Source organism: Staphylococcus schweitzeri, assembly GCF_002902405.1.
In the GTDB taxonomy this organism is placed as follows: domain Bacteria; phylum Bacillota; class Bacilli; order Staphylococcales; family Staphylococcaceae; genus Staphylococcus; species Staphylococcus schweitzeri.
This window is the reverse complement of record NZ_PPQS01000039.1, coordinates 91,900-115,820: the sequence shown is the minus strand read 5'-3', so window position 1 is coordinate 115,820 and position 23,921 is coordinate 91,900. Positions and strand designations below refer to the sequence as shown.

The window sequence follows — 23,921 nt, the reverse complement described above, 5'->3', positions numbered from 1 at the left end:
TTTGCTCATCGTTCTGTTCTGCTCAAATCCTAAATGCTTTTGTCCCGACCTCGATCATCATTTGTTATTGTATACGATTATAATTACTTATTAAACAACTCGGGTATCACAATGATACAATGAAAAGGTATTCAATAGTGTTCTGTTGCAATACAAAGGGGGATTTAATGTGGATATAAGATTTATTAACGAGCAAACAATCATGATTTATTTTGAAAATGAAATAACTGAAGTAACTTATCAAAATGTTATGTCAATGATGCGTTGGATAAGTGAAAAGAATATTTCAGCGGTTCAAGATATTGTACCATCATATCGTGCCATTCTAATATATTTTGATGATCAAGCTATTTCAGCTTCTAAATTAATTGAAAATTTAGAACTTACAAAATTCGACGATAAAAATATCATTGATGTGAAGCAGCATAAACGTATTATTAAAATACCTGTTCGATATGGTGGGGAATTTGGTCCAGATATTGAAGAAGTTGCAGAGTATAATCAAATTTCAACTAAACAGGTTATTGAAAAACATACAGATAAACCCTATTTAATATATATGCTGGGCTTTATGCCTGGATTCCCTTATTTAGGCGGTTTAGATGAATCTCTTCATACACCTAGACGTAATGAGCCTAGGCTAAAAATAAAAGCTGGCTCTGTAGGTATTGCGAACAATCAAACCGGTTTGTACCCACTTGATTCCCCAGGAGGTTGGCAAATTATTGGACGAACGCCTATTACAGTTTTTAGTAGTAAACGTAATCCAATGACTTTATATGAAGCTGGTGATTGGATTCAGTTTTATGAAATAGATGAAAATGAATATAAACAAATAGAAAAAGATATTTTGGAAGATAAGTTTAACTTTGCTGATTTGGTGGTGACAGAAAATGACTATTAAAATATTACAACCTGGTTTATTTTCTACGATACAAGATAAAGGTCGAAGAGGTTTTGAACATATAGGATTTTCTGGTGCAGGCGCTATGGATCAGCTTAGTTTTAAAGTTGCACAGTCTTTAATTGGGAACGATGGGCCTGCGATTGAATATACCGTAATTGGACCGACAATTCAATTTAATACGCAAAATACAATTGTACTTACTGGTGGTACTGTAAATGCGACACTTAATTATGAGTCGGTTCCAATGTACACAGTCGTATTTGTAAATAAAGGAGATATTTTAAAAATTGGTCAAATCACAGAAGGGGCGCGTGGATATATCACATTTGGTAAGCCAATTAATGTTCCTTTAATTGCTGAGAGTTATGCGACACATACTCGAAGTGGTATAGGTGGATATAATGGTAGAAGTTTGCTTTCGAATGATTTAATTGCAATAAATATGAACCAACATTTTAAAGAAAACATTGGTAAATGTATTAACTTAAATTTACTTCCAGAAAATAATATTATACACATACTTGAAGGACCACAAATTGAGTCTTTTTCAGAAGAAGCTATAAAAAAACTGGTAAATCTTCCATACACAATAACGGAACAATCAGATCGTATGGGTTATCGCTTGGAAGGTGAAAATGTTGCACCAATTAACCATGCAGATATTATTTCTGAACCAGTTGCTTTAGGAAGCATTCAAGTACCTAATGATGGACAGCCGATTATTTTGTTGAATGATAAACAAACAATTGGTGGATACACTAAAATTGCAACTGTATGCAAGTTTGACTTAGGAAAATTGGCACAGATGAAACCGAAAGACCAGGTACAGTTTAAATGGATTTCTTTTCATGAGGCAGAAAAAAAGAATCGAGAACAAATGTCTATATTTAATGAAATTTTAAAGGAAAATCAAGTGTCACCAGTCTTTGATACCTTAAACATGCGTCAAACTTCAAAAAAATTAGCAACATTAGTAAAAGGGGACTAATAAAATGGATATTGAAAAAATCGAACAAATTATAAAGTTAGTGAAGGATTATGATGTAAAAAGATTTAAATATAAAAACTTTGATGATGAAATTGAAATTGATTTTACAGAAGACCAACCTACATCAGTTTATAGCAATTACCATAATCGAGACAATGAAAATGGAACAGTAGCGGCCGATAAAAATGAGAGTAAGAGTGACACACATACAGATCAAGGTAAAGAAATAAAATCGCCAATGGTAGGTACATTTTTCTTACAAGATAGTAAAGAACTTACTGAACCAAAGATTAAAGTTGGGGATACAGTAAATAAAGGCGATGTTATTGGATACATTGAAGCAATGAAAGTATTAAATGAAGTAACATCCGATATTTCTGGAAAAATTATAGAGATAGTAACTGATCATGGAACAAATGTTGAATATGATCAAGTTTTAGTGCGTATAAAGTAAAGGGGGAAAACAAATGCTTCGTTGTTTAATTGCAAACAGGGGTGAAATCGCTGTAAGAATTATACGTGCTTGCAGAGAAATGGGAATAGATACTGTTGCTGTGTATGCGAAAGGTGATGAACAAAGTTTACATGTTCATTTAGCAGATCAGGCTATATGTATTGGTGAAGCCAATGCTTTAGACAGTTATCTAAACATAGACCGTATAATTGCAGCTGCAGAAACAACAGGTGCAAATGCAATTCATCCAGGATATGGATTCTTATCAGAATCAACAAAATTTGCTCAAGCTGTTGAAGAACATAACATTTTGTTTATAGGTCCTACTAAGGAAACAATGCAAATGATGGGAGATAAAATAACAGCTAGGCAAACAGTACATCAAGCTGGTGTTCCAGTTATTCCAGGTTCTAATGATGCTATCAATGAAGTTTCTGAAATAGAATCTCTTGCAAAAGATATCGGATATCCGGTTGTAATTAAGGCCGCAAGTGGTGGCGGTGGTAAAGGCATTCGCATTGTTAAACGTGCCGAAGATCTTGATAAAGCTTTTAAAGAAGCTAAAAGTGAAGGACAAAAATACTTTGATGATGATCGTGTATATGTAGAAGCTTTTATTCCTGTGGCAAAGCATGTAGAAGTGCAAATTATGGGTGATGGTAAAGATAATTATGTGCACTTAGGTGAGCGTGATTGTTCAGTACAACGTAAAAATCAAAAATTGATAGAAGAATCACCTTGCGCGACACTTTCAGAAGAGCGACGACAACAAATTTGTAATGATGCAGTAAAGGTAGCGCGTGCTGCTGATTATAGAAGTGCTGGTACGATAGAATTTTTAGTAACAGAAGATGCGCATTACTTTATTGAAATGAATGCGCGAATTCAAGTAGAACATACAGTTACTGAAATGAGGGCAGAAAGGGATTTAGTTGCAGCTCAACTATTTTTACTTGAGCACGACCGACTACCTTTTACACAAGAAGACATTAGATTTAATGGTCATGTTATAGAAGCGAGAATTAATGCTGAAAATCCAGAAAAGAAATTTATGCCAACGCCAGGTAAAGTAACCGGTTTACATTTACCTCAAGGTTTTAATGTACGTATTGACTCTTTGTTATATCACGGTTACCAAGTATCGCCATACTATGATTCCTTAGTTGCAAAAGTTATCGTAAAATCGCGTGATAGAGCTGCTGCAATTGAAAAATTAAAAGTTACATTAGATGAAATGGTTATTGAAGGTTTTTCAACAACAGCAGATTTTTTATATGCGGTATTAAATTATCCAGCTTATTGCGATGGTGATGCGAAAGATGTTGATATTAAATTTTTAGAAAAGCACCAAATAGTAAAAGGGGTGGAATTATAATGCGAGTCGATTTGAATTGTGATTTAGGAGAAGCATATGGAAATTATTCCTTTGGCGGTGATCATCAAATTATTCCATTAATTACAAGTGCAAATATTGCTTGTGGTTTTCATGCAGGTGATGAAAATGTAATGAATGAAACTGTTAAGCTAGCTAAAGAACATAACGTTGCTATAGGCGCACATCCAGGCCTACCCGATCTAAAGGGGTTTGGTAGACGAAATATGGATATATCTTTAGATGAAATTTATAATCTGATGATTTACCAATTAGGTGCATTACAAGGATTTTGTCAAATTTATCAAGTTAGAATCAGTCACGTAAAGCCACATGGGGCTTTATATCAGATGGGAGCGAAAGATAAAGCGATTGCAAGAGTGATTGCGCAAGCTGTGTATGACTTTGATTCCTCATTAGTCTTAGTTGGCTTGGCAAATTCATTTTTAATTTCTGAAGCAAAAAATGTTGGCCTCATTACTGCATCTGAAGTTTTTGCTGATAGACGATATGAGGATAATGGACAGTTAGTTAGTAGGAGAGAAAGTGATGCGGTTATCACTGATACTGAAGAAGCATTAAATCAAGTTTTGAAAATGGTCAAAGAAAATAAAGTCATTTCGAAAAATAAAAAAGAAATAACGTTACAAGCAGATACAATTTGTGTGCATGGTGATGGTGCTCATGCTATAGATTTTGTAGCAAAAATAAGAAAAGTATTAACGAAAGAAGGCATTGATATTCAATCCTTATAGGGGGCTTAAACATGGGGAGAAATTTAAAAAATAAACAGCATGGAACTGACTTTGAATTTACTAAAACTCATAAAAGATTATTATTAGGTTCAGTATTTTTAATGGCAACTTCCGCCATTGGTCCAGCATTTTTAACACAAACTGCTGTGTTTACATCGCAATTTTTTGCTAGTTTTGCATTTGCAATTTTATTATCAATCATTATTGATATAGGTGCGCAAATTAATATTTGGCGTATTTTAGTAGTGACTGGTTTAAGAGGTCAAGAAATTTCAAATAAAGTTATTCCAGGATTAGGTACTGTAATTTCGATTTTAATCGCCTTTGGTGGACTTGCTTTTAACATTGGTAATATTGCAGGTGCTGGGTTAGGTTTAAATGCCATTTTTGGATTAGATGTAAAATGGGGCGCAGCGATTACTGCAGTATTTGCAATTTTGATTTTTGTTAGTAAAAGTGGACAAAAGATTATGGACATCGTATCAATGATTCTAGGAATTGTAATGATATTAGTAGTCGCTTATGTAATGTTTGTTTCTAATCCACCTTATGGTGATGCATTTGTGCATACCTTTGTACCAGAACATCCAATGAAATTAGTATTGCCAATTATTACTTTGGTTGGTGGAACTGTAGGTGGATACATTACGTTTGCAGGTGCACATCGTATTTTAGATTCAGGAATTAAAGGTAAGCAATATTTACCTTTTGTAAATCAATCAGCAATCGCTGGTATTTTGACAACTGGTGTTATGAGAGCATTATTATTCTTAGCAGTTTTAGGTGTTGTTGTAACAGGTGTTACGTTAAGTGCTGACAACCCACCAGCATCAGTGTTTGAACATGCAATCGGTCCAATTGGCAAAAACATATTTGGTATTGTGTTATTTGCTGCAGCCATGTCATCCGTAATTGGCTCTGCATATACTAGTGCAACATTTTTAAAAACACTTCATAAATCACTTAATGAAAGAAGTAATTTAATTGTCATCGTGTTTATTGTTATATCAACAATGATTTTCTTATTAATTGGAAAACCAATCAGTCTATTAATTATAGCAGGCGCGATAAATGGATGGATTTTACCTATTACGTTAGGAGCAATTTTAGTTGCTAGTAAAAAGAAATCAATTGTCGGTGATTATAAGCACCCAAATTGGATGTTTGTATTTGGTATCGTTGCAGTACTTGTTACAATATTGACGGGTATATTCTCATTCAAAGAAGTGCTCCAGTTGTTTTAGAATGACTAATAGTTTTGGGTTTTAACTTTTCAAGAAGTTAATTTTAATGGTTACGATAATGTTTGATTATTGAAATTATATTTTAAACTGTACAAGTGAATTTATTTTGAATAAGTGAGTGGCACATGTTTCGTGTGCTGCTTTTTTGTTGCGAGGAAATAAAATATTGGAGTTAATTTAGAAGCTAATTGTTTATATAGTTTTTAGATAATAAACGTGATAAAATTTATCTAATAAATTGAAAATTGATTTTCATGTCAAAAAATACATTTTTACGTAGGGGGGATTGAATTTGAGCTATAGAACTTTAAAAAGTATTTTTCATGAATACAATGAAAGCAAAATGAAAGAAGAGTATTACAAAAGGTTTAATTCTTTAGCTTCATTCAATACTAATATCAATATTACGCCTATGGAAAATGGGAAAAAGGTTGTAAATAAGAAGTATCCTTTGTTTTTCATGGTTACTAAAAACTTATCAAAAAAGCAAGAATTAATTTCTGTAAATAGTAGAAGAATCGATAGAGCACTAAATTCTGTACCGTATATAGTTAGAGAACAATATTTTAACGATTTATTAATTGATGAGTTACAAAGTACTAATGAAATTGAAAACGTATTTAGTACAAAAAAAGAAATTGCACATGCACTAAATAATAAATCATCAGATTTTTTAAAGTTTAGAGGACTAGTGGACCAATATAAAGAAATTGAACTTAGTCAGAAAATAAGAATCTCTAGTGTTAGAGACATTAGAGAAATATATGATAAATTAGTTTCGAGAGAAATAAATGAACAAGATAAGTTAGATGGGGATTTATTCCGTAAAAATTTTGTTGGAGTGCATGATGGATCGACGAATAAATATATACATGTAGGTTTAGTACCTGAAACTAAAATTATTGAATATATTGGTGAAATGCTGACGTTTTTAAAATATTTTGATGCACCCCAACCTTTTAAAATTATGGCTAGTCATTATTTGTTTGAATACATTCATCCGTTTTATGATGGTAATGGTAGAGTTGGAAGATTTATAATAACAAAACTTTTAAGTGACTATTATGATAACTATACTGCGTTGACATTTTCGTATGCAATTAATAGAAATAAATCAAAATATTATAAAGCATTTATAAATGCTTCAAATTATTTGAATTGTGGTGATTTAACAGGGTTTATTGAAATTATGCTTGATTTATTAATAATGGGACAAGATAGAATACTTGATGATTTGATACCTAAAATGGATGCGACTGAAAAATTAACACGCTATTTGGAAATTCATTATAAAAGGATTGACTATAAATTTTTGTATCTCTTATCAATGGATAAATTATTTGGTAATAAAAGGAATAGATTATCTTTAATTGATATAGAAAACGTATTGGGTGTTGGTAGAGTTAAAATTAATAACACAATTAAAAAATACAATCAGTATTTAGTTAAAGTTAAAAATAGACCAGCAATTTATGAGATTAGTGACGAGTTTTTAAATATGATTTTAAGATGAGTTTGAGATACAGAAATTATTTTCACCAATACTATTATGTTTTATACATTTTCTTTGTAAGGTGAAAAAAATGGAGAGAAATGATAGTGAGTGGCACATGTTACGTGTGCTACTTTTTTGTTTGGTAAAAATCGCAAGGTAGTTCTAGAAATGTTAAGTTGACTTTGCTACCAGTAAATATATGAAATTAGAATTTTTCTGAGATATAGGTTTTTAATTATTATTAGCGTAATCATAGAAAAATGTATAGATTGTTATGGAATTGTTTAGGCTGGCTGTAGTGTTTGTATGATAGAACAAAATAAAAAACCAGATGATTTTAACAACTGGTCAGATGTAAGAATTAATGAAATACTAATGATTAGTTTTGTAACAATGATTCACATTTCCTATAGTAAAAAGAAAATAAAAACGATAACGATAAATGCATCAAATAAAATTTTCTTAATATTTTTCTCAACAATATCAGGCAATGACATCATTATGAATCCCAAAATCAAAGTATATCGACAAATATTCATAACCAGTGTTAAAAACTGGACATTAAAAGTGAATTTTAAAAAAATGCTCACAAATAAAATAATAAATGAAGCAATTGCGATAAAACTACCCCAAGTGGCTATCTTTGTTACATAGTTGTTTTGATTGTTTTGTGCCATTATACATCCCTCATATTTTCATCGTTATTTATCTAAACATATCATTTTCATCTTGATTAATAAAGGAATCTTTGTTTGATGTATCATTTTATTTTCTCATTTTGAAAAATGAATGCAATGAATAAATTAGCACCACTAATATAATCTTCAGTTAAGAATTTCATAATTAGTTTGTTTATAGAAAGTTAAATTAAGCTAAAGTTTGCAAAATATTAGCACTATGATGAAAATCATTATACTTATCGTGGTAGTGATTAAAATGTGATAAAATAACAAATGCTAGGATTTTATAAATGAGGTGAATCAGACAATGATTGGTATAATTGGTGCCATGGAAGAAGAAGTTACAATATTAAAAAATAAATTAACACAATTAAGCGAGATTTCAATTGCACATGTTAAATTTTATACTGGTATTTTACAAGAAAAAGAAGTAGTGATTACCCAAAGTGGCATTGGAAAGGTTAATGCTGCAATTTCTACGACATTACTAATTAATAAGTTTAAACCGGATATCATTATTAATACAGGTTCTGCTGGAGCTTTAGATGAAAGTTTAAATGTCGGTGACGTGCTTATAAGTGATGATTTAAAATATCATGATGCAGATGCAACAGCATTTGGTTATGAATTTGGTCAAATACCACAGATGCCAGCTATTTTTGAATCAAGTAAATCTTTAATAGAAAAAGTATCTCAAGTTGTACAACAACAAAAATTATCAGCTAAAGTAGGCTTGATAGTGAGTGGAGATAGTTTTATTGGTAGTGTAGAACAACGTCAGAAGATTAAAAAAGTATTTCCAAATGCTATGGCGGTTGAAATGGAAGCAACAGCAATTGCGCAAACATGTTATCAATTCAAAGTACCGTTTGTTGTTGTGAGAGCTGTTTCTGACTTGGCAAATGGAGAAGCTGAAATTAGTTTTGAAGCATTTTTAGAAAAAGCAGCAGTATCATCTAGTCAAACAGTTGAAGCATTAGTTTCTCAATTATAAAAAGGTAAAGGTGAGTTGAATGGGTTTAGTTCGCAAGTATTTTATGCCGAATTCATATGTTCAATCAATATTTCAAATTGATTTAGACAAGTTAGTTGACAAAGGCGTGAAAGGTATCATAACAGATTTGGATAATACATTAGTAGGTTGGGATGTTAAGGAACCTACAGAACGTGTTAAAGCTTGGTTTAAAGAAGCTAATCAAAAAGGTATCACAGTCACAATTGTATCTAATAACAACGAAACACGTGTTGCGAGTTTTAGTAAGCATTTAGACATCGATTTTATATTTAAAGCAAGAAAGCCAATGGGGAAAGCATTTGATAAAGCGATGACCAAAATGAATATTAGACCGGATGAAACGGTCGTTATTGGGGACCAAATGCTAACTGATGTATTCGGTGGGAATCGTCGAGGATTGTATACAATTATGGTTGTTCCAGTTAAACGTACAGATGGTTTTATCACAAAGTTTAATAGATTAATTGAAAGACGATTATTACGTCATTTCAGTAAAAAAGGTTATATCACATGGGAGGAAAATTGATTGTCTGACATTTTAAAATGTATCGGTTGTGGTGCGCCACTTCAATCAGAAGATAAAGATAAACCTGGTTATGTACCAGAGCATAATATGTTTCGTGATGACGTGATTTGTAGACGTTGTTTCCGATTGAAAAATTATAATGAAGTTCAAGATGTAGGGTTAGAGAGTGAAGACTTTTTAAAATTATTATCAGGTCTTGCGGATAAAAAAGGTATTGTCGTTAATGTTGTTGATGTGTTTGACTTTGAAGGATCTTTTATTAATGCAGTTAAACGTATTGTCGGAAATAAAAAGATTATTTTAGCGGCAAATAAATTAGATTTATTACCGAAGCAAATTAATAAGCGTCGAGTTAAAGAATGGTTAAAACGAACTGCTAGAAAATATGGACTAGAAGCAGATGATGTCGTGTTAATTTCAGCAGAAAAAGGCTGGGGTATCGATGATTTATTAAGTTCAATTGCGAAAGTAAGAGAAAATGAAGATGTGTATATTGTAGGAACAACAAATGTAGGTAAATCAACGTTAATCAACAAATTAATTGAAGCAAGCGTCGGAGAGAAAGATGTAGTAACAACATCAAGATTCCCAGGCACAACTTTGGATATGATTGATATTCCTTTAGATGAATCTTCATTTATGTTCGATACACCAGGTATTATTCAAGACCATCAAATGACTCATTTAGTGAGTGAAAAAGAATTGAAAATTATTATGCCTAAAAAAGAAATCAAGCAACGTGTTTATCAATTAAATGAAGAACAAACATTATTCTTTGGTGGATTAGCGAGAATTGATTATGTATCAGGTGGCAAGCGTCCATTAGTTTGTTTCTTTTCAAATGAATTGAATATACATCGAACTAAAACAGAAAAAGCAAATGATTTATGGCGTAATCAATTAGGTGAGTTATTAACGCCACCAAGAAATCCTCAAAACTTTTATCTTAATGAAGTTAAAGCTGTTAGACTTGAAACTGGTAAAGAAAAGCGTGATGTGATGATTTCTGGGCTTGGTTTTATAACTATTGGGCCAGGAGCAAAAGTTATTGTTCGTGTTCCTAAAAATGTTGATGTAGTATTAAGAAATTCTATTTTGTAAGGTGATTTAAAAATGAAATTTGCAGTTATCGGTAGTCCAATTGAGCATTCTTTATCACCGTCGATGCATAATGCAAACTTTAAGTCTTTAGGGTTAGACTATACTTATGATGCTCTAAATATTCCTATTGAGGATTTTCATTTGATTAAAGAAATTATTTCTGAAAAAAAATTAAACGGCTTCAATGTTACAATTCCACATAAAGAACGTATCATGCCATATCTAGATAGTATTGATGAACAAGCAATTAATGCAGGTGCTGTAAATACTGTTTTGATAAAAGAAGGTAAGTGGATAGGGTATAATACAGATGGTATTGGTTATGTTAAAGGTTTATACCAAGTTTATCCAGACTTAGAGAATGCGTATATTTTAATTTTGGGTGCAGGTGGTGCAAGTAAAGGCATCGCTTATGAATTATCTAAAATTGTAAAGCATAAATTGACAGTCGCGAATAGAACATTGTCTCGTTTTGAATCTTGGAATTCAGATGTGAATCAAATTACTTTAAACGATGCTGAAATGTATTTAGACGAATTTGATATTGTGATTAATACTACCCCAGCTGGTATGGCAGAAAATAATGAAAGTATTATCGAATTGAAGCACCTTTCACAGCATTCTTTAGTGAGTGATATCGTTTATATACCTTACAAAACACCAATCTTAGTAAAGGCAGAACAAAAAGGAAATTCGATTTATAATGGATTAGATATGTTTGTTTATCAAGGTGCTGAAAGTTTTAAAATATGGACAGGTAAAGAAGCTGATATTAACTGTATGAAATTAGCAGTTTTAGAAAAATTAAAAGGAGAATAACACTATGCTTACAGGCAAACAAAAACGATATTTAAGAAGTTTAGCACATAATATTGATTCTATTTTTCAAATTGGAAAAGGCGGTATCAATGAAAATATGATTCAACAAATTGATGATACTTTGGAAAATAGAGAACTAATTAAAGTTCATGTTTTACAAAATAATTTTGATGATAAAAAAGAATTAGCGCAAACATTAAGTGAAGCTACACATAGTGAATTAGTGCAAGTAATTGGTTCAATGATTGTTATTTATAGAGAATCTAAAGAAAATAAAGAGATTGAATTACCATAACAATGAAGAAAATTGTACTTTACGGTGGGCAATTTAATCCAATTCATACTGCACATATGTTAGTAGCTAGTGAAGTTTTTCATGAACTAAAGCCAGATGAATTTTATTTTTTACCTAGTTTTATGTCACCGTTAAAACAACATCATGATTTTCTTGATGTCCATCATAGATTAACGATGATACAGTTAGTGATTGATGAACTTGGTTTTGGGAAAATATGTGACTTAGAAATTGAACGAGGCGGTCAAAGCTATACTTATGACACAATAAAGGCATTTAAAGATTTACACAAGGAAAGTAAGTTGTATTTTGTAATTGGGACGGATCAATATGATCAGTTGGAAAAATGGTATCAAATTGAAATCCTGAAAGAAATTGTGACTTTTATAGTTGTAAATAGAGGTAAAAATATTCAAAATGTTGATAGCAATATGATTGCCGTTCAGATACCAAGGGTAGATATAAGTTCTACAATGATAAGACAAAGAGTTAAAGCAAAAAAATCCATCCAAGTTCTTGTTCCTAAATCCGTTGAAAATTATATTAAGGGGGAAGGATTATATGAACATTGAAAAAGCTAAACGGCTTGCCAAAGAAAAATTGCCCGAAAAACGCTTCAATCATTCTTTAAGAGTGGCAGAAACAGCAGTTAAACTTGCTGAGATTTATGATGGAGATGCTAATAAAGCAGAATTAGCAGGTGTCTTACATGATTTATGTAAGTATGATGACTTAGGAAAAATGTATCAAATTGTTAGACAATATGAATTAGGCAATGATTTACTAAGTTATGGCAGTGAAATCTTGCATGGCCCGGTTTGTGCAGCGATTATGGAGCATGAATATGGTATTCATGATGAGGAAGTTTTAATGGCGATTAAGTATCATACTACAGGTCGTCAACAAATGACAAAAACTGAAAAGTTGATTTTTATTGCCGATTATATCGAACCTGGAAGAACAATACCAGGAGTTGAGGATATCCGGGATATGGCATACAATCAAGGTAGTTTAGATAAAACAATTTATGAAATTTCTAAACGAACAGTATTATTTTTAATTCAAAAAGACATTACAGTATATAATAAGACAATTGATTGTTTGAATTATTACAATTATAGCGACGAAAGAATAAAGGATGATTAAATGAATTCACAAGAATTATTAACAATTGCAGTGAATGCAGTTGACAATAAAAAAGGCGAAGATATTATTTCATTAGAAATGAAAAATATTAGTGATATGACTGATTATTTTGTTGTAACTCATGGAAATAATGAACGCCAAGTTCAAGCAATTGCTCGAGCAGTTAAAGAAGCTGCTAACGAACAAAATGTTGAAGTAAAACGTATGGAAGGATACAACGAAGCGCGCTGGATTTTAATTGATTTAGCGGATGTTGTAGTACATGTTTTCCATAAAGATGAAAGAAATTATTATAATATTGAAAAATTATATCAAGATGCACCATTAGAAACTTATGGTCAGGTTGCGTATTAATTATGTCACAATATGCAGAAATGAGTTTAGTGTATGATCAATTAACACAAGATCAACCTTATGAAAAATGGTTTGAACTTGTTGCAAATTATTGTGGGCATGAATCAAATATTTTAGACATTGGTTGTGGGACAGGAAGTTTGACTGTGCAATTATTAGATCTAGGTCAAGTGACTGGCATGGATTTAAGCGTAGATATGCTAACTGTTGCATCTCAAAAATCAACAAGTGTTAATTGGATTGAAGGTGACATGACTTCTTTTGATTTACAGCAAACATTTGATGTTATCACAATATTTTGTGACTCTCTAAACTATTTGCAAGATGAGAATGCTGTCATCGAGACATTTAAAAATGTATATAATCATTTGAATGAATCAGGAATATTTATGTTTGATGTACATACAGTACGCAAAATGATGACATTGTTTAATAACAAAAGTTATATTGATGATAGAGACGGAATCTTTTTGGCATGGGATGCGATTCAAGGTGACTTACCATTAAGTGTTTATCACGATATGTCATTTTTCATACGAAATGAAGACCAAACATATTCTAGATTTGACGAGTCACATTTCCAAAGGACATTCGAAGAAGGAACTTATTTAAAATGGTTGACAGAAATTGGATTCAATCATATTAAATCTTTTACAGACTTTGATGAAAATGAACATAATGAACATGCAGATAGATTATTTTTTATCGCCAAAAAATAAAAGTAAAACCACTTGCTCAGCCGTGTATAAAGTTGAGGAGTGGTTTTGTTGTATCAATTTTTATTACGATATAAAAATTTTTTTAATCAATGGAAGGTCTACATTATAAGTGCTATAGTGTCATTTGTTTTATTAGCAGGATTTATTTTCTGGCGACAAGATCATCAGTTACAAAATAATAAAGTTAATAATAATGATGCATCATTTAAACAGCTTAATACTGATAATAACGATATTAAATTAGTTGAAGGTCAAAATAAAGATGGTGACAAACGCACTAAAAATAAAGGGCCTGTATATGTAGATGTAAAGGGTGCTATTAAACATCCGAATGTTTATAAAATGTCATCTGTAGATAGAGTGATTGATTTACTAAATAAAGCAGAGTTGTTAGAAGATGCAGATGTAAGTCAAATTAATTTGTCCGAAAAATTAACAGATCAAAAAATGATTTATATTCCACGCAAAGGTCAAAAAAATGTTGAATCACAGCTTGGAACAAACAAATCACAAGTCGGTCAATCAAATACCAATGTCAAAGTGAATTTAAATACAGCCTCAGCATCAGAGTTAATGTCAGTGCCAGGTGTGGGTCAAACTAAAGCGAACGCTATTATAGAGCATCGTAATCAGCAAGGTGCATTTCAAGATATTGAAGAGTTGAAGAAAGTGAAAGGTTTTGGCAGTAAGACTTTCGAAAAATTGAAATCATATTTTGCAATATAAAAGATTATTTTGATTGCAAATTTGATTTTTAGTGATTAATCTTATATTAATAGAAAAAGTTACTAAATTTTATGTATGGAAGGTGAACATCTTGGAAAGAATCAAGTGGGAAGAATATTTTATGGCACAAAGTCATTTATTGGCATTGCGATCAACTTGTCAAAGATTATCTGTAGGCGCAACAATTGTTAAAGATAATCGTATTATAGCCGGTGGTTATAATGGCTCTGTAGCTGGTGAAGTACATTGTATTGATGAAGGGTGTTTAATTGAAGACGGGCATTGTATTAGAACGATACATGCTGAAATGAATGCCTTATTACAGTGTGCGAAACAAGGTGTATCTACAGAAGGTGCTACCATTTATGTTACACATTTTCCATGCCTAAATTGTACGAAATCAATAATTCAAGCAGGAATTAAACGCATATATTATGCTGAAGATTATCATAATCATGAATATGCAACAAAATTACTAAAACAATCTGGTATTGAATTCAAAAAGATCCCATTTTCACCAGAATATGTTGCTAAATATCTGACTAAAGGATAATGCTTTGTTTTATATTGCTATATCAATAATAGTAGGAGTACTTTGGATAACAAACAAAGTGCTCTCTATATTCCTTTTTATTTTATTATTATTCATTGTTTTTCGAAAAAGTAAAATTATATTTGCTCCTGTTTATCTCTTACTAATTATTTTCTCCTCATGGTATTTATATATTTCTGAACTTCAATTATCAAAACATATGAAATCAATTGAATTAAATCCACAAATTAACATGAGAGTCGTTATCACAGCATTTGAACGACAAAGTAATAATAGCTACAAAGGGGTGTTAAAGCTAAACGATGAGACATACCCATTCTATTTATCAGGCAAAAAGATTGAAGCTGTATCAAATCTTGAAAACTATAATTGTATTGTAAAAGGTCAATTTCAAATTAATGACAATAAATATATTTCTATTAAACTACTTAATATAAATGAGCAAAGTTGTTATAAATTCGATAGTAATAATTTGATAGAAAACCACAAGCGATTTATTATAAATCGAATATATAATTCAAACATAAATTATCCTAATCAAGTGATTGCTTTGATTACTGGTGATACAAAGCTCATCAGTGAGGAATATTTAGATCGAGTTAAAGATATAGGTATATATCATTTACTTGCAGTTAGTGGTTCGCATATTGCTGCAATTGTCTTTTTAATTTATCAGCCGTTAAAACGTTTAAACATCCCCATAATAATCATTAAAACTTTCACTGTTTTTATACTGGTTTTGTTTGCAGAGTATACAAATTACGCACCTAGTGCAGTTAGAGCTATTATTATGACATGTATTATTTTAATAATACCTAATCAAATAAGATTTAATTGTATAAATTTATTATCGACAGCATTTATTATTATGTTTATTTCGAATCCTCAGATAATTTACAATGTTGGATTTCAATTTTCGTTTATTATTTCATTTTTCATCATTTTATTATTACCTTTTATACAGAAATTATCGAAAATACAGTCTTTATTGGTCATTACTTTTGTTGCGCAATTAGCTTCTTTTATAGTTTCGATACCTCAATTTCATCAAGTACAATGGATAGGATTTGTAACAAATCTCGTTTTTGTTCCATATTATTCAATGATATTATTTCCTCTATCGATTATTTTCTTTATTATCAGCCATTTTCCAATAGAATTTACTCCCTTGAATGATTTGGTTAATCTTAGCTTCGATTTTCACAATTGGTTATTATATTTATTTATTAAAATAAATCACACGAATTTTTTAATTCCGAAAATTAATACGTGGACACTTGTTGTACTAATAATCTACATTTATTGTATTTTGTGGCTATTAGCTAATAGGAAATTCAAACTAACTTTCATCTATACTATGGTTTTATTTATGTTATTTTTCGTATTTCCAACAAATCAACATCATAGAATTACGATGTTAAATGTAGGACAAGGAGACAGTATTTTATATGAAGCGGGAAATAATAAAAATGTTTTAATTGATACTGGAGGTAGAGTGGTAACTGATAATGCTCAAAATAACTTTTCGATTTCCAAATATCATATTTTACCTACTTTAAATGAAAGAGGAATTAATAAATTAGAATATTTGATATTAACCCATCCTCATAATGACCATATTGGTGAAGTAGAATATATTATGAGGCACTTAAAAATAAAATATTTAGTGATTTATAGTAGTAGCTATAATGATAGGATGTTGTTATCTTTATCTAATTTATCTAAAAGATATAATATTAAACTTTTAGATGTGAGACAAGTAAGACAATTTAGAATAGGAGAAAGTGATTTTACATTTTTAAATAGTTATATTCAGGGTAGCCAAGACAAAAATGAGTATTCAATCGTTACTTTGATTAAATATCATAATAAGAAAGTATTATTAATGGGAGATGCAACTAAAAATAATGAAGAGATATTACTGAAGAAATATCGACTACCAAAAGTTGATATTCTTAAAGTAGGACATCACGGAAGTAAGACTAGCAGTTCAGCACAATTCATTGAAGCGGTACAACCTAAAATTAGCTTGATTTCATCTGGTAAAAATAACATATATCATCTACCTAATAAAGAGATAATAAATAGATTAAATAGTTTTCATAGTCATATTTATGATTCACAACATAATGGACAAGTTACAATTGATTTAGATGAAAATTTAAATGTTATGTTAAATTGAGCTTAGTAAGTGATTAGTGTTTAATCATTAAAACGTGATATAATCTATTGATGTGTTAAACGTATGAAAGGGTGTAATGAATGAGCGACAATATTGTAGCTATTTATGGAGATGTACCTGAATTGGTTGAAAAGCAAGGTAAAGAAATTATTTCACAATTTTTAAAAAATGATAGAGATGATTTTAACTTTGTGAAATTCAATTTATATGAAACAGAGATTGCACCAATTGTAGAAGAAACATTAACAATGCCTTTCTTTTCAGAAAAAAAAGCAATATTGGTTAAAAATGCATTTTTATTTACTGGTGAAAAATCACCGAAAGATATGACGTATAATGTAGATCAATTAATAGAGTTTATTGAAAAATACGATGGTGAAAATTTAATAGTTTTTGAGGTATATCAAAACAAACTTGATGAGAGAAAGAAGTTAACAAAAACATTAAAAAAACATGCTAAGTTAAAGAAAATCGAGCAAATGTCTGAAGAAGAAATTAAAAAATGGATTCAAAGTAAATTGAATGAAAATTTTAAAGATATAAAGCGTGATGCTCTAGATTTATTTATTGAATTGACGGGTATTAACTTTAATATTGTTTCTCAAGAATTAGAAAAGTTAATTTTGTTTTTAGGTGACAGGCCAACAATTAATAAACAAGATGTTAATCAAATTATTAACAGAAGTTTAGAGCAAAATGTATTCCTGCTTACAGAATACATACAGAAGAGAAAAAAGGAACAAGCGATTCTTCTAGTTAAAGATTTAATTACTATGAAAGAAGAGCCTATAAAATTACTTGCATTAATTACAAGTAACTATCGCTTGTTTTATCAGTGCAAAATTTTGAGTCAGAAAGGATATAGTGGTCAACAAATAGCTAAAACGATAGGTGTTCATCCATATAGGGTCAAATTAGCTTTAGGACAAGTAAGACATTATCAACTTGATGATTTGTTAAATATAATGGATGCTTGTGCAGAAACTGATTACAAATTAAAGTCATCTTATATGGATAAACATTTAATCCTCGAATTATTCATTTTATCGCTATAACATAAAAATAAAAGTTCAAGCTTATGCTTGAACTTTTATTTAAAAAGATTATTTATTTGCAGTCATTAATTGTGATTTAATACGGTCAGCTTTGTTTGAATGTATTAAATTACTTTGAGCAGCTTTGTCAACTAACTTAACTGCTAAGCTTACTAATTCGTTTTTATTTTCAGCGTTATTTGAAACAGCTGTTTTTGCGTTTTTCACTGCTGTACGCATTGCACTCTTTTGTGAAATGTTGCGTGCTTCAGCTTTTTCAGTTGTTTTTACACGTTTAATTGCAGATTTAATATTTGCCATTTCTGTCACCTCCTAAAAGTGAGTTCATCTTATCAAATTTTTATTTGATTACAACAAGAAATATTTTAACAAAAGTCTAACCTTTGTGCAATCATTTATTTGATGGGGTTAGCTTAAATTTTACTTGATTCAATAAATTGTGTTGGAAACACAATCAATACGTTTTATAATTATAAGTACGTAACTTAAATATTAACATATCGTAAGTAGGTATATAAATAAAGATTGTTTTAAAATCATAGTTCATCGTTGATTATGGCGTTTGCATTTACCTTTTAAAAACGTTATTATATCAAAGATGCGAATGATAATACGGGTTTATTTTATGAAAGTGAGAAGGATAAAATGGATAAAGAGCAACGCTTAAAAAGAAGAGAGAATATAAGGAATTTCTCAATAATAGCACATATTGACCACGGTAAATCTACACTAGCTGATAGAATATTAGAAAATACAAAATCAGTTGAAACAAGAGATATGCAAGATCAGCTATTAGACTCTATGGATTTAGAAAGAGAACGTGGTATTACAATTAAATTAAATGCAGTTCGTCTAAAGTATGATGCGAAAGACGGGGAAACTTATACATTTCATTTAATTGATACCCCTGGGCATGTCGATTTTACATATGAAGTGTCACGTTCATTAGCTGCTTGTGAAGGTGCTATCTTGGTAGTTGATGCTGCCCAAGGTATTGAAGCACAAACTTTAGCAAATGTTTATTTAGCTTTAGATAATGAATTAGAGTTATTACCTGTTATTAATAAAATTGATTTACCTGCTGCTGAGCCAGAACGTGTCAAACAAGAAATTGAAGACATGATTGGTTTAGACCAAGATGATATTGTTTTGGCAAGTGCTAAATCTAATATTGGTATTGAAGAAATACTTGAAAAAATAGTTGAAGTTGTTCCAGCGCCAGATGGTGATCCAGAAGCACCGTTAAAAGCATTAATATTCGACTCTGAATATGATCCATACAGAGGTGTTATCTCTTCAATAAGAATTGTTGATGGTGTAGTAAAAGCAGGTGATAAAATTCGAATGATGGCAACAGGTAAAGAATTCGAAGTAATAGAAGTGGGTATCAATACACCAAAACAGCTGCCAGTCGACGAATTAACAGTTGGAGACGTAGGTTACATTATTGCAAGTATTAAAAATGTTGATGATTCAAGAGTTGGTGACACTATCACATTGGCAAGTAAACCTGCATCAGAACCTTTACAAGGGTATAAGAAAATGAACCCAATGGTATATTGTGGTTTATTCCCAATAGATAATAAAAACTATAATGACTTAAGAGAAGCGTTAGAAAAACTACAACTAAATGATGCTTCGTTAGAATTTGAACCTGAATCATCACAAGCTTTAGGCTTTGGTTATAGAACTGGATTTTTAGGTATGTTGCATATGGAAATAATTCAGGAGCGTATTGAAAGAGAATTCGGCATTGAGTTAATTGCTACAGCCCCATCTGTTATTTATCAATGTATTTTAAGAGATGGTTCCGAAGTGACAGTGGATAATCCGGCGCAAATGCCAGATCGTGATAAAATCGATAAAATATTTGAACCATACGTTCGTGCGACAATGATGGTTCCAAATGACTATGTTGGTGCAGTAATGGAATTATGTCAACGTAAGCGTGGTCAATTTATTAATATGGATTATTTAGATGATATTCGTGTAAATATTGTTTATGAATTGCCACTAGCAGAAGTAGTATTTGATTTCTTTGATCAACTTAAATCTAATACTAAAGGTTATGCATCATTTGACTATGAGTTTATCGAAAATAAAGAAAGTAATTTAGTGAAGATGGATATTTTATTAAATGGTGATAAAGTAGATGCATTAAGCTTTATAGTCCATAGAGATTTTGCATATGAACGTGGTAAAGCATTAGTAGAAAAGCTTAAAACATTAATTCCGAGACAACAATTTGAAGTGCCTGTTCAAGCGGCAATAGGACAAAAAATAGTTGCACGTACAAATATTAAATCGATGGGTAAAAACGTGTTAGCTAAATGTTATGGTGGTGACATTAGCCGTAAACGTAAGTTGCTTGAAAAGCAAAAAGCTGGTAAAGCTAAAATGAAAGCAGTTGGTAATGTAGAAATACCACAAGATGCTTTCTTAGCAGTATTGAAAATGGATGATGAGTAAAATATAACGCGCTCTTATTATTTTAATTACCAAAGTTGAATAGTTAAATTGAGGGTCTGAGACATAAGTGTTTCAGACTCTAATCTTTGCAGTTACTCATAAAAAGTAAGGTGATATAGCCTAGGAATTCTAGTACAAATAGTGGGGTGTGAATATGACAGTGAAGAGTGCATATATACATATTCCTTTCTGTGTAAGGATATGTACATATTGTGATTTTAATAAATATTTTATACAGAACCAACCAGTAGATGAATACTTAGATGCATTAATAAAGGAAATGTCTACAGCAACATATAAAAATTTAAGAACGATGTATGTTGGTGGAGGTACACCAACGGCTTTGTCAATTGAGCAACTAGAAAAGCTTTTAATAGCTATACAAGACACTTTTACTATTACAGGTGAATATACGTTTGAAGCAAATCCTGATGAATTAACAAAAGATAAAGTTCAATTATTAGAAAAATACGGTGTGAACAGAATTTCAATGGGCGTACAAACTTTCAATCCTGAATTACTATCAATTCTAGGAAGAACACATAATTCTGACGATATTTACACTTCAGTGTCAAATGCGAAAAATGCAGGTATACAATCAATAAGTTTAGATTTAATGTACCATTTGCCTAAACAATCAATTGAAGATTTTGAACTAAGTTTAAATCAAGCACTAGCTATGGATATTCAACATATATCTAGTTATGGATTGATACTAGAACCTAAAACACAATTTTATAATATGTATAGAAAAGGACTTCTTAAACTACCAAATGAAGATTTAGGTGCTGATATGTATCAGTTATTGATGTCTAAAATTGAACACTCTCCATTTCACCAATATGAAATATCTAACTTTGCATTAGATAATCATGAATCGGAACATAATAAAGTCTATTGGTTAAATGAAGAGTATTACGGATTTGGTGCTGGTGCAAGTGGGTATGTTGACGGTGTTCGTTATACGAATATTAATCCTGTGAATCATTATATCAAAGCAATTAATAAAAAAAATAAAGCGATTTTAGTGTCAAACAAACCTACTCTAACAGAACGAATGGAAGAAGAAATGTTTTTAGGATTACGTTTGAATGAGGGTGTAAATAGTCAAAAGTTTAAAAATAAATTTGACCAATCAATTGAAAACGTCTTTGGTCAAACTATAGAAGACTTGAAAAATAGACAATTGTTAATAGAAAAAAGTGGTTCAATTGCACTTTCAGAACGTGGTAAAGTCATTGGTAATGAGGTTTTTGAAGCTTTTCTTATAAATGATTAAAAAAATTTGAAATTTCGAGTCTTTAACATTGACTTACTTTGACCAATTTGTTAAATTATAATTAGCACTTGAGATAAGTGAGTGCTAATGAGGTGAAAAACATGATTACAGATAGGCAATTGAGTATACTAAACGCAATTGTTGAGGATTATGTTGATTTTGGACAACCCGTTGGTTCTAAAACGTTAATTGAACGACACAACTTGAATGTAAGCCCAGCTACAATTAGAAATGAGATGAAGCAACTAGAAGATTTAAACTATATCGAAAAAACACATAGTTCTTCTGGCCGTTCACCGTCACAATTAGGTTTTAGATATTATGTCAATCGTTTACTTGAACAAACATCTCATCAAAAAACAAATAAATTAAGACGATTAAATCAATTGTTAGTTGAGAACCAATATGATTTATCATCTGCATTGAGTTATTTTGCAGATGAATTATCAAATATATCTCAATATACAACTTTAGTTGTTCATCCAAATCATAAACAAGACATTATCAATAATGTGCATTTGATTCGTGCTAATCCTAATTTAGTAATTATGGTTATTGTATTTTCATCAGGTCATGTCGAACACGTACACCTTGCTTCAGACATTCCTTTAAGTAATGAGAAATTAAATACAATTTCAAATTTTGTTACGAATAAATTAACAGAGTTTAATCGTAATCATCAAGATGAAATCGTGTCTTTTGTTCAATCAGAACAAGAAGAGAAGTTTATCAATAAATTATTGAATACGATGAATAACCATATTTCAAATCAAAGTAATAGCATTTATATGGGTGGAAAGGTTAAACTTATTGATGCATTGAATGAAACAAATGTATCTTCAATTCAACCGATTTTGCAATATATAGAATCAAATAGAATTGCCGAATTATTGCAGGATATATCTTCACCAAATATTAATGTAAAAATTGGAAATGAAATTGATGACAGCTTAAGTGATATATCAATTGTTACTAGTCAATATCATTTTGATGAAACGTTAAAAGGTCAAATTGCAGTAATTGGACCAACAGCTATGCATTATCAAAATGTCATTCAATTATTAAATAGAATTTGGTAATGATGGATTAGAAAAGTATTGGAGGGCAGAAAATGACAAATAAAGACGAATCAGTTGAGAAAAATACTGAATCAACAGTTGAAGAAACTAACGTCAAGAAAAATAACGATGATTCAGTTGAACAAACTGAAGAAAGTAAAGGTCATTTACAAGATGAAGCAATAGAAGAAACGTCTGACGAGAATGTTATTGAAGAAATAGATCCGAAAGATCAAAAAATTGACGAACTTCAACAATTAGCAGATGAAAATGAAGAAAAATATTTAAGACTTTACGCAGAATTTGAAAATTACAAGCGTAGAATTCAAAAAGAGAATGAAATAAATAAAACATATCAATCACAACGCGTGTTAACTGATATATTACCAGCAATTGATAATATTGAACGTGCACTTGAAATAGAAGGTGAAGATGAAACGTTTAAATCACTTCAAAAAGGTGTTCAAATGGTTCATGAAAGTTTAATTAACGCGTTAAAAGATAACGGCCTTGAAGTTATCAAAACTGAAGGTGAAGCGTTTGATCCAAATATTCATCAAGCTGTAGTTCAAGATAATAATCCAGATTTTAAATCTGGAGAGATTACTCAAGAACTACAAAAAGGTTATAAACTTAAAGATAGAGTTTTAAGGCCATCAATGGTTAAAGTAAACCAATAAGTCATTATTGGCGAAACAGCATTGTTATAAATTAATTATTAAACGGAGG

26 protein-coding genes are annotated in these 23,921 nt (G+C 30.6%); 24 read left to right on the top strand and 2 right to left on the bottom strand.

Features of this window, described 5'->3' with window-relative positions; all coding sequences use genetic code 11:
- Window positions 1-169 precede the first annotated feature (169 nt).
- From pxpB to CD116_RS08590, 7 genes are all read left to right on the top strand, one after another.
- On the top strand, window positions 170-904 hold the full coding sequence (pxpB, locus tag CD116_RS08620) for a 5-oxoprolinase subunit PxpB (protein ID WP_047549108.1): 735 nt from the start codon (window positions 170-172) through the stop codon (window positions 902-904).
- A complete protein-coding gene (locus tag CD116_RS08615) occupies window positions 894-1,895 on the top strand; it encodes a 5-oxoprolinase subunit C family protein (RefSeq protein ID WP_047549111.1) in 1,002 nt (333 codons plus the stop codon). Before pxpB ends, CD116_RS08615 begins: the two co-directional genes overlap by 11 nt.
- Before the next feature lie 4 nt (window positions 1,896-1,899).
- Window positions 1,900-2,349, top strand: a complete 450-nt coding sequence (locus CD116_RS08610; RefSeq protein ID WP_047549114.1) for an acetyl-CoA carboxylase biotin carboxyl carrier protein — start codon at window positions 1,900-1,902, stop codon at window positions 2,347-2,349.
- A 13-nt stretch (window positions 2,350-2,362) separates the two neighbouring features.
- Complete coding sequence (locus CD116_RS08605) at window positions 2,363-3,724, top strand: acetyl-CoA carboxylase biotin carboxylase subunit (RefSeq protein ID WP_047549117.1); 1,362 nt, start codon at window positions 2,363-2,365, stop codon at window positions 3,722-3,724.
- Window positions 3,724-4,476 (top strand): 5-oxoprolinase subunit PxpA, encoded by a 753-nt coding sequence (gene pxpA / locus CD116_RS08600; RefSeq protein ID WP_047549121.1) that lies wholly within the window; start codon window positions 3,724-3,726, stop codon window positions 4,474-4,476. The genes CD116_RS08605 and pxpA overlap by 1 nt, the downstream gene beginning before the upstream one ends.
- 11 nt (window positions 4,477-4,487) lie before the next feature.
- The gene (locus tag CD116_RS08595; protein ID WP_047549124.1) at window positions 4,488-5,720 is read left to right on the top strand and encodes an NRAMP family divalent metal transporter; all 1,233 of its coding nucleotides are present in this window, start codon (window positions 4,488-4,490) and stop codon (window positions 5,718-5,720) included.
- A 292-nt stretch (window positions 5,721-6,012) separates the two neighbouring features.
- A complete protein-coding gene (locus CD116_RS08590; RefSeq protein WP_047549127.1) occupies window positions 6,013-7,233 on the top strand; it encodes a Fic family protein in 1,221 nt (406 codons plus the stop codon).
- Window positions 7,234-7,622: 389 nt separating this feature from the next.
- Here the strand turns inward: CD116_RS08590 and CD116_RS08585 are convergent, their stop codons facing one another.
- On the bottom strand, window positions 7,623-7,892 hold the full coding sequence (locus tag CD116_RS08585; RefSeq protein WP_047549132.1) for a hypothetical protein: 270 nt from the start codon (window positions 7,890-7,892) through the stop codon (window positions 7,623-7,625).
- A gap of 310 nt (window positions 7,893-8,202) precedes the next feature.
- On the opposite strand from CD116_RS08585, the gene mtnN reads away from it, so the two are divergent.
- The 13 genes from mtnN (at window position 8,203) to holA (ending at window position 18,386) form a co-directional block, all read left to right on the top strand.
- A complete protein-coding gene (gene mtnN / locus CD116_RS08580; protein WP_047549133.1) occupies window positions 8,203-8,889 on the top strand; it encodes a 5'-methylthioadenosine/S-adenosylhomocysteine nucleosidase in 687 nt (228 codons plus the stop codon).
- Window positions 8,890-8,908: 19 nt separating this feature from the next.
- Window positions 8,909-9,436, top strand: coding sequence for a YqeG family HAD IIIA-type phosphatase (locus CD116_RS08575; protein ID WP_047530072.1), 528 nt, complete (start codon window positions 8,909-8,911; stop codon window positions 9,434-9,436).
- Window positions 9,437-10,537: a ribosome biogenesis GTPase YqeH gene (gene yqeH, locus CD116_RS08570; RefSeq protein ID WP_047549136.1), complete on the top strand. Its 1,101-nt coding sequence runs from the start codon at window positions 9,437-9,439 to the stop codon at window positions 10,535-10,537. It begins immediately after the preceding gene.
- Window positions 10,538-10,549: 12 nt separating this feature from the next.
- Window positions 10,550-11,356, top strand: coding sequence for a shikimate dehydrogenase (gene aroE, locus CD116_RS08565; RefSeq protein WP_047549139.1), 807 nt, complete (start codon window positions 10,550-10,552; stop codon window positions 11,354-11,356).
- A gap of 4 nt (window positions 11,357-11,360) precedes the next feature.
- Window positions 11,361-11,651: a ribosome assembly RNA-binding protein YhbY gene (gene yhbY, locus CD116_RS08560; RefSeq protein ID WP_047549141.1), complete on the top strand. Its 291-nt coding sequence runs from the start codon at window positions 11,361-11,363 to the stop codon at window positions 11,649-11,651.
- 2 nt (window positions 11,652-11,653) lie between these two features.
- Window positions 11,654-12,223, top strand: a complete 570-nt coding sequence (gene nadD / locus CD116_RS08555) for a nicotinate (nicotinamide) nucleotide adenylyltransferase (RefSeq protein WP_047549143.1) — start codon at window positions 11,654-11,656, stop codon at window positions 12,221-12,223.
- Window positions 12,213-12,797 (top strand): bis(5'-nucleosyl)-tetraphosphatase (symmetrical) YqeK, encoded by a 585-nt coding sequence (gene yqeK / locus CD116_RS08550; RefSeq protein WP_047530078.1) that lies wholly within the window; start codon window positions 12,213-12,215, stop codon window positions 12,795-12,797. The genes nadD and yqeK overlap by 11 nt, the downstream gene beginning before the upstream one ends.
- A complete protein-coding gene (rsfS, locus tag CD116_RS08545; RefSeq protein WP_047448138.1) occupies window positions 12,798-13,151 on the top strand; it encodes a ribosome silencing factor in 354 nt (117 codons plus the stop codon).
- 2 nt (window positions 13,152-13,153) lie between these two features.
- A complete protein-coding gene (locus CD116_RS08540; RefSeq protein ID WP_047549145.1) occupies window positions 13,154-13,870 on the top strand; it encodes a class I SAM-dependent DNA methyltransferase in 717 nt (238 codons plus the stop codon).
- A 48-nt stretch (window positions 13,871-13,918) separates the two neighbouring features.
- Window positions 13,919-14,596, top strand: a complete 678-nt coding sequence (locus CD116_RS08535) for a helix-hairpin-helix domain-containing protein (protein WP_047549148.1) — start codon at window positions 13,919-13,921, stop codon at window positions 14,594-14,596.
- A gap of 91 nt (window positions 14,597-14,687) precedes the next feature.
- Entirely contained in the window at window positions 14,688-15,149 is a 462-nt protein-coding gene (locus CD116_RS08530; protein WP_000439693.1) for a ComE operon protein 2, read from the top strand.
- Window positions 15,150-15,153: 4 nt separating this feature from the next.
- A complete protein-coding gene (locus CD116_RS08525) occupies window positions 15,154-17,331 on the top strand; it encodes a DNA internalization-related competence protein ComEC/Rec2 (protein WP_047549150.1) in 2,178 nt (725 codons plus the stop codon).
- An 80-nt stretch (window positions 17,332-17,411) separates the two neighbouring features.
- Entirely contained in the window at window positions 17,412-18,386 is a 975-nt protein-coding gene (holA, locus tag CD116_RS08520) for a DNA polymerase III subunit delta (RefSeq protein ID WP_047428579.1), read from the top strand.
- A gap of 48 nt (window positions 18,387-18,434) precedes the next feature.
- On the opposite strand, the gene rpsT is transcribed toward holA, so the two are convergent.
- The gene (rpsT, locus tag CD116_RS08515; RefSeq protein ID WP_047428582.1) at window positions 18,435-18,686 is read right to left on the bottom strand and encodes a 30S ribosomal protein S20; all 252 of its coding nucleotides are present in this window, start codon (window positions 18,684-18,686) and stop codon (window positions 18,435-18,437) included.
- A gap of 345 nt (window positions 18,687-19,031) precedes the next feature.
- On the opposite strand from rpsT, the gene lepA reads away from it, so the two are divergent.
- The 4 genes from lepA to grpE all read left to right on the top strand — a co-directional run bounded on the left by lepA (window position 19,032) and on the right by grpE (window position 23,872).
- The gene (lepA, locus tag CD116_RS08510; RefSeq protein WP_047428584.1) at window positions 19,032-20,855 is read left to right on the top strand and encodes a translation elongation factor 4; all 1,824 of its coding nucleotides are present in this window, start codon (window positions 19,032-19,034) and stop codon (window positions 20,853-20,855) included.
- Between the two features lie 154 nt (window positions 20,856-21,009).
- On the top strand, window positions 21,010-22,134 hold the full coding sequence (gene hemW / locus CD116_RS08505) for a radical SAM family heme chaperone HemW (RefSeq protein WP_047549154.1): 1,125 nt from the start codon (window positions 21,010-21,012) through the stop codon (window positions 22,132-22,134).
- A gap of 101 nt (window positions 22,135-22,235) precedes the next feature.
- On the top strand, window positions 22,236-23,213 hold the full coding sequence (gene hrcA / locus CD116_RS08500; protein WP_047428589.1) for a heat-inducible transcriptional repressor HrcA: 978 nt from the start codon (window positions 22,236-22,238) through the stop codon (window positions 23,211-23,213).
- Between the two features lie 32 nt (window positions 23,214-23,245).
- Complete coding sequence (gene grpE, locus CD116_RS08495) at window positions 23,246-23,872, top strand: nucleotide exchange factor GrpE (RefSeq protein WP_031787278.1); 627 nt, start codon at window positions 23,246-23,248, stop codon at window positions 23,870-23,872.
- Window positions 23,873-23,921 lie beyond the last annotated feature (49 nt).

Coding starts and splice junctions, on each gene's coding strand:
- yhbY (WP_047549141.1), top strand. CDS start 11,361: ATGCTTACAGGCAAACAAAAACGATATTTAAGAAGTTTAGCACATAAT.
- grpE (WP_031787278.1), top strand. CDS start 23,246: ATGACAAATAAAGACGAATCAGTTGAGAAAAATACTGAATCAACAGTT.
- hrcA (WP_047428589.1), top strand. CDS start 22,236: ATGATTACAGATAGGCAATTGAGTATACTAAACGCAATTGTTGAGGAT.
- CD116_RS08615 (WP_047549111.1), top strand. CDS start 894: ATGACTATTAAAATATTACAACCTGGTTTATTTTCTACGATACAAGAT.
- holA (WP_047428579.1), top strand. CDS start 17,412: ATGAGCGACAATATTGTAGCTATTTATGGAGATGTACCTGAATTGGTT.
- lepA (WP_047428584.1), top strand. CDS start 19,032: ATGGATAAAGAGCAACGCTTAAAAAGAAGAGAGAATATAAGGAATTTC.
- rpsT (WP_047428582.1), bottom strand. CDS start 18,686: ATGGCAAATATTAAATCTGCAATTAAACGTGTAAAAACAACTGAAAAA.
- rsfS (WP_047448138.1), top strand. CDS start 12,798: ATGAATTCACAAGAATTATTAACAATTGCAGTGAATGCAGTTGACAAT.
- nadD (WP_047549143.1), top strand. CDS start 11,654: ATGAAGAAAATTGTACTTTACGGTGGGCAATTTAATCCAATTCATACT.
- CD116_RS08540 (WP_047549145.1), top strand. CDS start 13,154: ATGTCACAATATGCAGAAATGAGTTTAGTGTATGATCAATTAACACAA.
- CD116_RS08595 (WP_047549124.1), top strand. CDS start 4,488: ATGGGGAGAAATTTAAAAAATAAACAGCATGGAACTGACTTTGAATTT.
- CD116_RS08605 (WP_047549117.1), top strand. CDS start 2,363: ATGCTTCGTTGTTTAATTGCAAACAGGGGTGAAATCGCTGTAAGAATT.
- yqeK (WP_047530078.1), top strand. CDS start 12,213: ATGAACATTGAAAAAGCTAAACGGCTTGCCAAAGAAAAATTGCCCGAA.
- CD116_RS08575 (WP_047530072.1), top strand. CDS start 8,909: ATGGGTTTAGTTCGCAAGTATTTTATGCCGAATTCATATGTTCAATCA.
- CD116_RS08585 (WP_047549132.1), bottom strand. CDS start 7,892: ATGGCACAAAACAATCAAAACAACTATGTAACAAAGATAGCCACTTGG.
- aroE (WP_047549139.1), top strand. CDS start 10,550: ATGAAATTTGCAGTTATCGGTAGTCCAATTGAGCATTCTTTATCACCG.
- CD116_RS08610 (WP_047549114.1), top strand. CDS start 1,900: ATGGATATTGAAAAAATCGAACAAATTATAAAGTTAGTGAAGGATTAT.
- pxpA (WP_047549121.1), top strand. CDS start 3,724: ATGCGAGTCGATTTGAATTGTGATTTAGGAGAAGCATATGGAAATTAT.
- hemW (WP_047549154.1), top strand. CDS start 21,010: ATGACAGTGAAGAGTGCATATATACATATTCCTTTCTGTGTAAGGATA.
- mtnN (WP_047549133.1), top strand. CDS start 8,203: ATGATTGGTATAATTGGTGCCATGGAAGAAGAAGTTACAATATTAAAA.